This window comes from Amycolatopsis sp. NPDC059657, from assembly GCF_042734395.1.
Taxonomy (GTDB): Bacteria; Actinomycetota; Actinomycetes; order Mycobacteriales; family Pseudonocardiaceae; genus Amycolatopsis.
On the sequence record NZ_JBHWEB010000050.1, the window covers coordinates 58,178 to 66,680 of the forward strand.

General features: G+C 68.1%; 6 protein-coding genes. 5 read left to right on the plus strand and 1 reads right to left on the minus strand.

Annotated elements, in window-relative coordinates:
• Positions 1–236: 236 nt before the first annotated feature.
• Entirely contained in the window at positions 237–3,233 is a 2,997-nt protein-coding gene (locus tag ACFV15_RS25885; protein WP_378353187.1) for a glycosyl hydrolase 115 family protein, read from the plus strand.
• On the opposite strand, the gene ACFV15_RS25890 is transcribed toward ACFV15_RS25885, so the two are convergent.
• Entirely contained in the window at positions 3,230–3,997 is a 768-nt protein-coding gene (locus tag ACFV15_RS25890; RefSeq protein ID WP_378353188.1) for a FadR/GntR family transcriptional regulator, read from the minus strand. The two genes, ACFV15_RS25885 and ACFV15_RS25890, sit on opposite strands and share 4 nt — an antisense overlap.
• Positions 3,998–4,144: 147 nt before the next feature.
• On the opposite strand from ACFV15_RS25890, the gene ACFV15_RS25895 reads away from it, so the two are divergent.
• Genes ACFV15_RS25895 through ACFV15_RS25910 form a run of 4 tightly spaced genes read left to right on the plus strand, consistent with a single transcriptional unit; the run spans position 4,145 to position 8,253 of the window.
• Positions 4,145–5,410: an ABC transporter substrate-binding protein gene (locus tag ACFV15_RS25895; protein ID WP_378353189.1), complete on the plus strand. Its 1,266-nt coding sequence runs from the start codon at positions 4,145–4,147 to the stop codon at positions 5,408–5,410.
• A 5-nt stretch (positions 5,411–5,415) separates the two neighbouring features.
• The gene (locus ACFV15_RS25900; protein ID WP_378353190.1) at positions 5,416–6,288 is read left to right on the plus strand and encodes a carbohydrate ABC transporter permease; all 873 of its coding nucleotides are present in this window, start codon (positions 5,416–5,418) and stop codon (positions 6,286–6,288) included.
• Positions 6,288–7,115, plus strand: coding sequence for a carbohydrate ABC transporter permease (locus ACFV15_RS25905; RefSeq protein WP_378353191.1), 828 nt, complete (start codon positions 6,288–6,290; stop codon positions 7,113–7,115). The genes ACFV15_RS25900 and ACFV15_RS25905 overlap by 1 nt, the downstream gene beginning before the upstream one ends.
• A 1-nt stretch (position 7,116) precedes the next feature.
• The gene (locus ACFV15_RS25910) at positions 7,117–8,253 is read left to right on the plus strand and encodes a mandelate racemase/muconate lactonizing enzyme family protein (RefSeq protein WP_378353192.1); all 1,137 of its coding nucleotides are present in this window, start codon (positions 7,117–7,119) and stop codon (positions 8,251–8,253) included.
• Positions 8,254–8,503 lie beyond the last annotated feature (250 nt).

Here is an 8,503-nt window from a genome sequence, read left to right on the forward strand (position 1 = left end):
GTCAAACCCGCTGCTCGGTGGGTGCCGCAGGGTGGTTGAACGTTGCGAACGGGGCGTTCGCAACGCTGAGCCACACATACGCCCCGTTCATTCCGTCCACCCCACCCCGCAAAGCGGGCAAATGCGACATTGCGGGGCCGGGCCACCGACCACGACCCCACCATTCTGTCCGACACACCCAGTTGGCTTGGAGGCTCGACATGCGGTGCCAGCGGCGATCGACGAGGAAACTGCCGGTGTGGGTGGCCATCGTGGTCGCGGCGGCGACGTTGTGTCCCGCGCCCGCGACCGCGGCCGGGCAGGAAGCGGCCGACGGCTACATCGGCTTCAGCCCGGTCACCGACGGGCTGACCCTCGTGGCCGGTGGCAAGGCGGCGCCGCTCGTGGTCGACAGCGGTGACCACCCTGGTGTGGTCCGCGTGGTCGACGACCTGCGGGACGACATCAAGCGGGTCACCGGCGTCCAGCCGGTCGTGTCGGCCGGCCACGTCCCGCAGCAGAGCCAGGTCGTCCTGATCGGCACGCTCGGCAAGAGCCCGCTGATCGACGGCCTCGTCTCGCAAGGCAAACTCGATGTCTCCGGTGTCGCCGGGAAATGGGAAACCTCGCGGCAGCAGGTCGTGTCCAACCCGATGCCCACTGTGGACAAGGCGCTGGTGATCGCGGGCAGCGACCAGCGCGGCACCATCTACGGCGTCTACGACGTCTCCCGCCGGATCGGCGTCTCGCCGTGGAACTGGTGGAACGACGTCCCGGCCCGGCACCATGACGCGCTCTACGCGCTGCCGGGCAAGTACAGCCAGGGCACCCCGGCCGTGCGCTATCGCGGCTTCTTCATCAACGACGAGGATCCGCAGACCGGCGGCTGGGCACCCGGCATGTTCGGCCCCGGCAAGGCGTCCGGCTATCCGGGCGGCCTCAACCACCTGTACTACGAAAAGGTCTTCGAGGTCATGCTGCGCCTGAAGGCCAACTACCTCTGGCCCGCGGTATGGAACCGCGCCTTCGCCGAGGACGACCCGGTCAACCACGCCACGGCCACGCGCTATGGCGTGGTGATGGGCACTTCGCACGAAGCGCCGATGATGCGCGGCATCGAGGAATGGAACCGCGCCCCTAAAGCCTACGGCGGCACCGGTGAATGGAGCTTCATCCGCAACGCCGACGCGATCAAGGCCTACTGGCGGGCGGGTATCCGCCGGATGCGGGAACAGCACATCGACGGCGTGGTCACCCTCGGCATGCGCGGCAACGGTGACACCAGCCTGCCCGACGGCGACAGCAGCGACCTCATGAAGCAGATCATCGCCGCGCAGCGCCAGATCATCAGCGAGGAGGCCGGCAAGCCGGTCACCGAGGTACCGCAGGTGTGGACGCTCTACAAGGAAGTCCAGCGCTACTGGGACGAAGGCCTGCGCGCACCCGATGACGTGACCGTGGTGTTCACCGACGACAACTGGGGCAACATGCGCAAGCTGCCGGATCGCAGCCTGCCATCGCGGGCGGGCGGCTACGGCATGTACTACCACTTCGACTATGTGGGCGGCAGCCGCAACTACAAGTGGGTCGACACCGCGAACCTGGCGAACACCTGGGAACAGTTGCGCACCTCCTACGCCTACGGGGTCGACCGGCTCTGGGTCGCCAACGTCGGCGACCTGAAGAACATGGAGCGGCCGACCCAGTTCTTCCTCGACTACGCCTGGAACCCGAGCGCGCTGCCCGCTGACAAGATCGGCGACTGGGAACGGCAGTTCGCCGCGCAGAACTTCGGCACCGGCGCGGCACCGGCGGTCGCCGGCCTCCTGCACACGTACGGGCAGCTGCAGGCGCGCCGCAAGCCGGAGTCGACGAACCGGAAGATGAGCCGCGGTTCCTCGGGAAGCGTCAGCACTGACGACACCACAACGCCGTTCAGTATCGAGAACTACGCCGAACTCGACCGGGTCACCGCCGAGTGGCAGGCACTCGCCGAGCGGGCCGACTCGGTCAAGGCGAGCCTGCCTCCGGCCGACCAAGCCGCTTTCTACCAGCTCGTGCTCTATCCGGTGAAGGCCACCGCGAACCTTTACGCGCTACGCCAGGCCCAGTTCCTGAACCGCAGATACTGGACACAGGGTCGCGCGGCGACCAACGACCTCGCCGCCACCGCCGAGGCCCGGCTGGCCGACGACAAGGCCATGTCGGACTACTACAACGCCACCTTGTCCGGCGGGAAGTGGCGTGGCTGGCAGACCCAGACCAAGTTCGGCTACGGCGACAAGGAAAGGTACGGCGACAACGCGAGCTGGCAGTCGCCGCCGAGCCCTGACCAGATCTACCCGCAGGTGCACCGCATCACCGTGCCGAGCGCGGCGGAGCTGGGTGTCGCGCTCGACGGGTCGCGGGACTGGTGGCCGAACTCGACCGCCCCGGCGGTCTTGCCCACCTTCAGCCCCTATCAGACACAGCCCGGCCAGTACCTCGAGCTCTTCAACCGCGGCGCCACCGCGTTCGCCTACCAGATCACGGCATCGGTGCCGTGGCTGAAGATCTCCCAGCCCAGCGGCAGTGTCGGCAAGCAGGTCCGCGCGGCGATCACCGTCGACTGGCCGCAGGCACCACCGGGGACGACCAAGGTTCCGATCACCGTGACCGGCGCAGGCCGCACGGTGACGGTCGAGGCCGTGGTGAGCAAGCCCGGCGGCGCGTCATTGTCCGGCTTCGTCGAAGGGAACGGTTATGTGTCAATGGAAGCGGAGCACTACACCAGCGCGTCCAGCGGCTCCGGGGTCTCGTGGCAACGGGTAGCCGGCATCGGCCGCACGGGATCCGGCATGACGCCGAACCCGCCGACGGCGGCGGCGCAGGCCATCGGCGCGGGCCCTCGGCTGGAGTACCGGATGAACCTCGCCGCCGCGGGGCCGGTCACCGTGTGGGCCTACCTTTCGCCACGCAACAACGTCTTGCCCGGCAGCGGTGTCCGGTACGCGATCTCGATCGACGATCAGGCACCCAAGGTCGTGAACACGACCGCGGGTGTCGACGACACGGCCATGAACGCGCTGTGGGGGATGAACACGGCCGACGCCGCCAACCGGACTTCGACGACCTTCACGGTGCCCTCCCCCGGCGTGCACACACTGAAGGTCTGGATGGTCGATCCCACCGTGGTCGTGCAGAAGCTGGTCGTCGACACCGGCGGGCTCGCCGCCAGCTACCTCGGGCCGCCGGAGAGCTACCGCGCGGGCTAGCGGTCCAGCCTGCCGGGGTCGCCGGCTCCACTGCGGCGCACGAGCCACGCCTCGGTGATGTGGGTGGACATGGCCTCGGCGGCGCCGCCAGGGTCATGCGCCGCGATCCGCTCGTAGATGCGGCGGTGTCCCTGATTGGAGGCCACACACAGGGCACGTTCGGTCCTGCCGGTGTAGCGGGCGGTGTTGCCGACCTGGCTTTCCAGCGCGCGCACGACGCTGCGGGCGATGCTGTTGCCGGACGCCTGCATGATCGTGTCGTGGAAGGCCTGGTCCTGGTCGCGATAGGCGACGGGGTCGTCAACGAGCTGGTCCATGCGGTCCACCAGTGCGCCCAGCCTGGCGATCGTGCCGGTGTCGGCGGTGCGGGCGGCGACCAGTGCCATATCCGATTCGAGCAGCCTGCGGGTGACCACCAGATCGTCGAGGACGGTCAGGGTGTCGTCTTCGGCGATGACGGCCGTGAGGACGAGCTGGTCGAGCGTGTTCCACGCCGACGGCGGGGTGACGACCGTGCCCGCGCCCTGACGCACCTGGACCAAGCCCTTTTCCTGGAGGACCTTCACCGCTTCGCGGATGACCGTCCGGCTCACCGAGAAGGCCTCGCACAGCGCGGGTTCGGGCGGCAACGAGGTCCCGGAGGGGTGAACGCCGCGCACGATGCGTTGCACGAGCTCGGCGGTGACCGCGCTCGCCAGGTTCGCGGGCCGGCGCGCCCATGCCGGGGCAGCCGTCGCGATCGGCTGCCGGCCTGAAGCCGTCATCTCTCCTCCGGTGGCGCTGGGTGAGCGTGGGACGAGTGTACTGCACCGAGGGCGTTGACGTCATACGTCATACGAATTATGTTTGCGACACCGCGCGGGCCGTTCGTCACCCGCGATCCGTCAGAAGAACTGAAGAAGTGAGCAGCGATGAAGCAGCGCACACTTTGGTCCGCCGCCCTGGTCATGGGCTTGGCGTTGACCGCCGGTTGCGGGAGTGCCGCGGGCCCTGGTGGGGAGTCCGGCGGCTCCGCGGGCAAGCTCGTGGTGTGGGACTGGAAGTCCGGTGACGCGAAGGCGGCCGGATACGTGGCGAAGGCCAAGGCCGACTTCGCCAAGAAACATCCCGGCGTCACCGTCGAATTCGTGGCGCAGCCGTTCGACCAGTACTACACCCTGCTCGGCACGGCCATCCAGGCCGGCAAGGGACCCGACGTGCTCCTCTTCAACGGGGGCGGCAAGATCCGCGACCGGGCCGACGCGCTCGCCCCGCTGGACTCCTACCTCACCGAGGACCGGCAGCGGCTGGCAGGCTGGGACGCGTTCGCCAAGGACGGCAAGACGTACGCGGCTCCGGTGACCCTGCAAGGACATCCGCTCTACTACAACAAGGCGCTCTACGAACAGGCAGGCGTCGCGGCTCCGGCCAAGACGTGGGACGACTTCGTCAAGAACTGCGGTGTCATCACCCAGAAAACCGGCGCGAAGTGCTTCGCGGTGGGCAACAAAGAGGGCTACGGAATCCAGTTCTTCTTGTCCGCCATGGGATCGGCGGTACTGACGCCGCAGGAGTACGACGACTGGATCGCCGGGAAACGCGACTGGTCCTCGGCAGACGTGAAGCGGATCTTCGAACTCTGGAAGCAGGCCAACGACGCGGGCCTGAACAACGAGGGCGCCAACTCCACCGCGATGTTCAACGACGCGTTCGCGCTCTTCCAGTCCGCGAAGACCGCCGATGTCATCGGCCTGATGTCCGACGTCGGGCACTGGAAGGACTTCGCCGAATTCCTCCCGGCGGACAAGGTCGGCGTCATGCCGGCGCCCGTGGTCAACCCGGCGGCGACACCGAGCCTCCCCTACGACGGCGGCATCGGCTACGCGGTCGCGAAGTGGTCCAAGGACCCGAAACTGGCAGCGGACCTGGTGCGTTCACTGACCTCGCACGACGCGCTGGCCGCCTTCTACGCCGACAGCGGCGCGATCGCGTCCGACACCACGATCGACGTTTCCGCGAGCGGCCCGGCCGCGAAGACGATCGTCTCCGAGCTCAAGAGCGGCAAGCCCGCACTGCACGTCGCGCTGTCCTCCAAGACGACCGACCTCATGGGACGCCTCTCCCAGGAGCTGCTCAGCGGCTCGGTCACCGTGGACCAGGTCGTGCGGCAGCTCGCCGACTCGGAGAAGACGGGCTGACCGGCGTGACCCGGCGACCGGGGGTCGAGCGCCTCGCACCGTTCGTGCTGGTGGCTCCGGCCGTGCTGATCATCGTCGCGCTGCGGCTGTGGCCGCTGGCGCTCGGCGTCAACTTCTCGTTCACCGGCGATGGCGATCGCGACGGCACGGCCGTCGGCTTCGACAATTACCTGGCACTGCTCGGCGATCCCCTGTTCCGGACCGCGCTGCGCAACGTCGGCCTGCTCGTGCTGCTGCTCCCGGTGGCGGTGGCGATCCCCGGCCTGCTCGCCACCTTCCTCTACCTGCGGGTGCCGGGGCACCGGCTCTACCGCGGCGTCTACTTCTTCCCCGCCGTGCTCTCCCCCGTCATCGTCGGTGCGATCTTCAACCTGCTGCTCGCCTTCGACGGCCCGCTCAACACGCTCCTCGGCGCGCTCGGCCTCGGCCCGGTGGACTGGCTCGGCGATCCCGATGTGGCGCTCTTCGCGGTCGTCGGCGTGCACATCTGGGCGACGTTCGGGATGGCGCTGGTCGTCTTCCTTGCCGGGTTCTCGACACTCGACGCGTCGCTTCTCGACGCCGCCAAGGTGGACGGCGCGTCACTCCCCCAGACCATCCGGCACGTGATCATCCCCGGCCTGTCGCGCACGATCCAGTTCGTCTTCGTCACCACCATGATCGGGATGCTGACCTCGATGTTCGGCCTGCTGTACGTGATGACCAGCGGCGGGCCCGCCGGATCGACCTACCTGCCCGAGTACTACATCTGGATCCAGCAGGGACAGCTGAACCGGCCCGCGCTCGCTTCCGCGGCGTCGACCGTGCTGTTCCTGATCATGCTCGTGGTGGGACTGGCCCAGATCGCCGTACTGCGACGCGCGACCAAGGAGGACTGATGTCCGGCGCCCGGTTGACGAAATGGGTGATCGCGGTCCCGATGGCCGCGCTCGCGCTGGCCACGATCTACCCGCTGGTGTTCACCGCCAACGTGGCCATGAAGACCCGCCGCGAGTACGTGCTCGACCGGTTCTCCCTGTTCGACTCGTTGCACTGGGAGAACATCGCCAAGGCTTGGACGAGCGTCGGGATGTCCCGGTACTTCCTGAACTCGGTGATCGTGGTGGCGTGCTCGGTCGCGCTGCTCCTGCTGCTCGGGTCGATGGCGGGCTTCGCGCTCGGCAGGCTGCGCTTCCGTGGCTCGTCCGCGCTCTTCGTCGGTATCCTCGCCGCGCTGTTCATCCCCTTCCAGGTGATCATGGTTCCGCTGGCGCGAATGATGGCCGGCACGGGTCTCATCGACACCTACCCCGGGCTCGTGCTCGCCTACGTGGCGCAGTTCCTCCCGTTCACGATCTTCCTGTTCACCAGTTTCTACGCGACCGTGCCGCCGGAGATCATCGACGCGGCACGCATCGACGGGAACACCGTGTACGGGGTCTACTGGCGGATCATGCTCCCGATGGGCGCACCGGCGCTGCTGTCGGTCGGTGTGCTCGACGCGCTTTTCTGCTGGAACGACGTGCTCATCTCACTGCTGATGATGCCGTCCGCGGAGCATCGCACGCTCATGGTCGGCGTGACCTCGTTGCGCGGGCAGTATTCCGACGACATCCCCACCTTCGCCTCCGGCGTGCTGATCGCCGCGATACCGGTCCTCGTCGTCTATTTCTTCCTGCAACGCCAGATCGCCGACGGGGTCACCGCCGGGTCGACGAAGGGCTGACATGCGCATCACCGGCTACCGGACCCTCACCACCGTCCAGGACTGGGGCCGGCCGATCGGCGACGCCAACGGCGTGTACGCCGACGGCCTCGTCCGGATCCCGATCGTCATCGTCGAGACCGACATCGGCATCACCGGCGTCGGGCTCGGGCCGCACGTGGAGATCGAGAAGGTCTTCTCCGCCATCGAGGGCGAGGACCCACGCGGCGTCACCGCGCTCTACGACCGGATGCTGCGCCGCATGTTCAAGGCGGGCCACACGGGCGCGGTGTTCGGCACCATCGGCGCACTCGACACCGCGCTGTGGGACATCAAGGCACAGGCGGCGGGCGAACCGCTGTGGCGCCTGCTCGGTGGACGCGACCGCCGCGTGCCCGCCTACGCGTCGGGCTTGGACATCGCACTGGCCGATGACGAACTGGTCGCGCTGTACCAGACCTACGCCGAACGCGGACTGCGCGCGGCGAAACTCAAGGGCGGCCTCGACATCGAGCGTGACCGGCACCGCCTCGCGCTGGTCCGTGACGTGCTCACCGACGCGGGCCACGGGACACGGCCGGGTTTGATGCTCGACGTCAATGAGACCTGGACGCGCAAGCAGGCGGTCCGCCACATCGGCGAGCTCGAGCGGACACTGGACCTGACCTGGATCGAGGAACCGGTCCGGCGGTGGGACGCGGACGGGCACGCGACCGTCGGCAGGGGAATCCGCGCCTCGGTCGCCAGCGGCGAGAACCTCACGGGGCTCGAACAGTTCCGCCCGCTGATCGCCGCGGGCGCGATCGACATCGTCCAGACGGGCGCGGGCTGGGGTGTCACGCATTTCCTGCGGGTCTCCGCACTCGCGCACGCACACGACCTGCCCGTCAGCCCGATCGGCACCACGCCGGTCGGCCTGCTGCACGCCGCGACGGCGGTGCCCAATCACCTGGTCAGCGAACTCCAGGATCTCCGCCCGCCGTGTGGTGTCACCATCGACCTGCACGTCGAAGACGGGGCGTATCTCCTCGGCGATCACCCAGGGCTGGGCATCCGAGTCGACGAGGAGGCGATCGCCACGACCGTTCGCAGGCTCCCCGATCCGCTGTCCGGCGGTTCGCACATCAGGCCCGAACGCGCCGGACACCGCTTGTCGTGAGTGTTCCCGACGGTTCTATTGAGGGGAAGGGCAAATGTGGCGTGCTCCGGGCAGGCCGGCGGGGTCTTCGCTTCGGGAGGCTTGGACGGGCTGCGAGTGGCCACGCGAGACCAGGGGTCGTGAGTGTTTAGACCGGTTAGAACCCAATGCCGGGTAGTTAAGGCTTGGCCTGCGTTGTCAATCGGCACGTGAGCGAGTCGGTCGGGCCGCCGTCGGTGGCCCGACCACCAGCATCTAACGTCCACAAAGG

Excerpts from the sequence above, each read along its gene's own strand:
- ACFV15_RS25890 (WP_378353188.1), bottom strand. The coding sequence starts at position 3,997 with ATGACGGCTTCAGGCCGGCAGCCGATCGCGACGGCTGCCCCGGCATGG.
- ACFV15_RS25895 (WP_378353189.1), top strand. The coding sequence starts at position 4,145 with ATGAAGCAGCGCACACTTTGGTCCGCCGCCCTGGTCATGGGCTTGGCG.
- ACFV15_RS25905 (WP_378353191.1), top strand. The coding sequence starts at position 6,288 with ATGTCCGGCGCCCGGTTGACGAAATGGGTGATCGCGGTCCCGATGGCC.
- ACFV15_RS25910 (WP_378353192.1), top strand. The coding sequence starts at position 7,117 with ATGCGCATCACCGGCTACCGGACCCTCACCACCGTCCAGGACTGGGGC.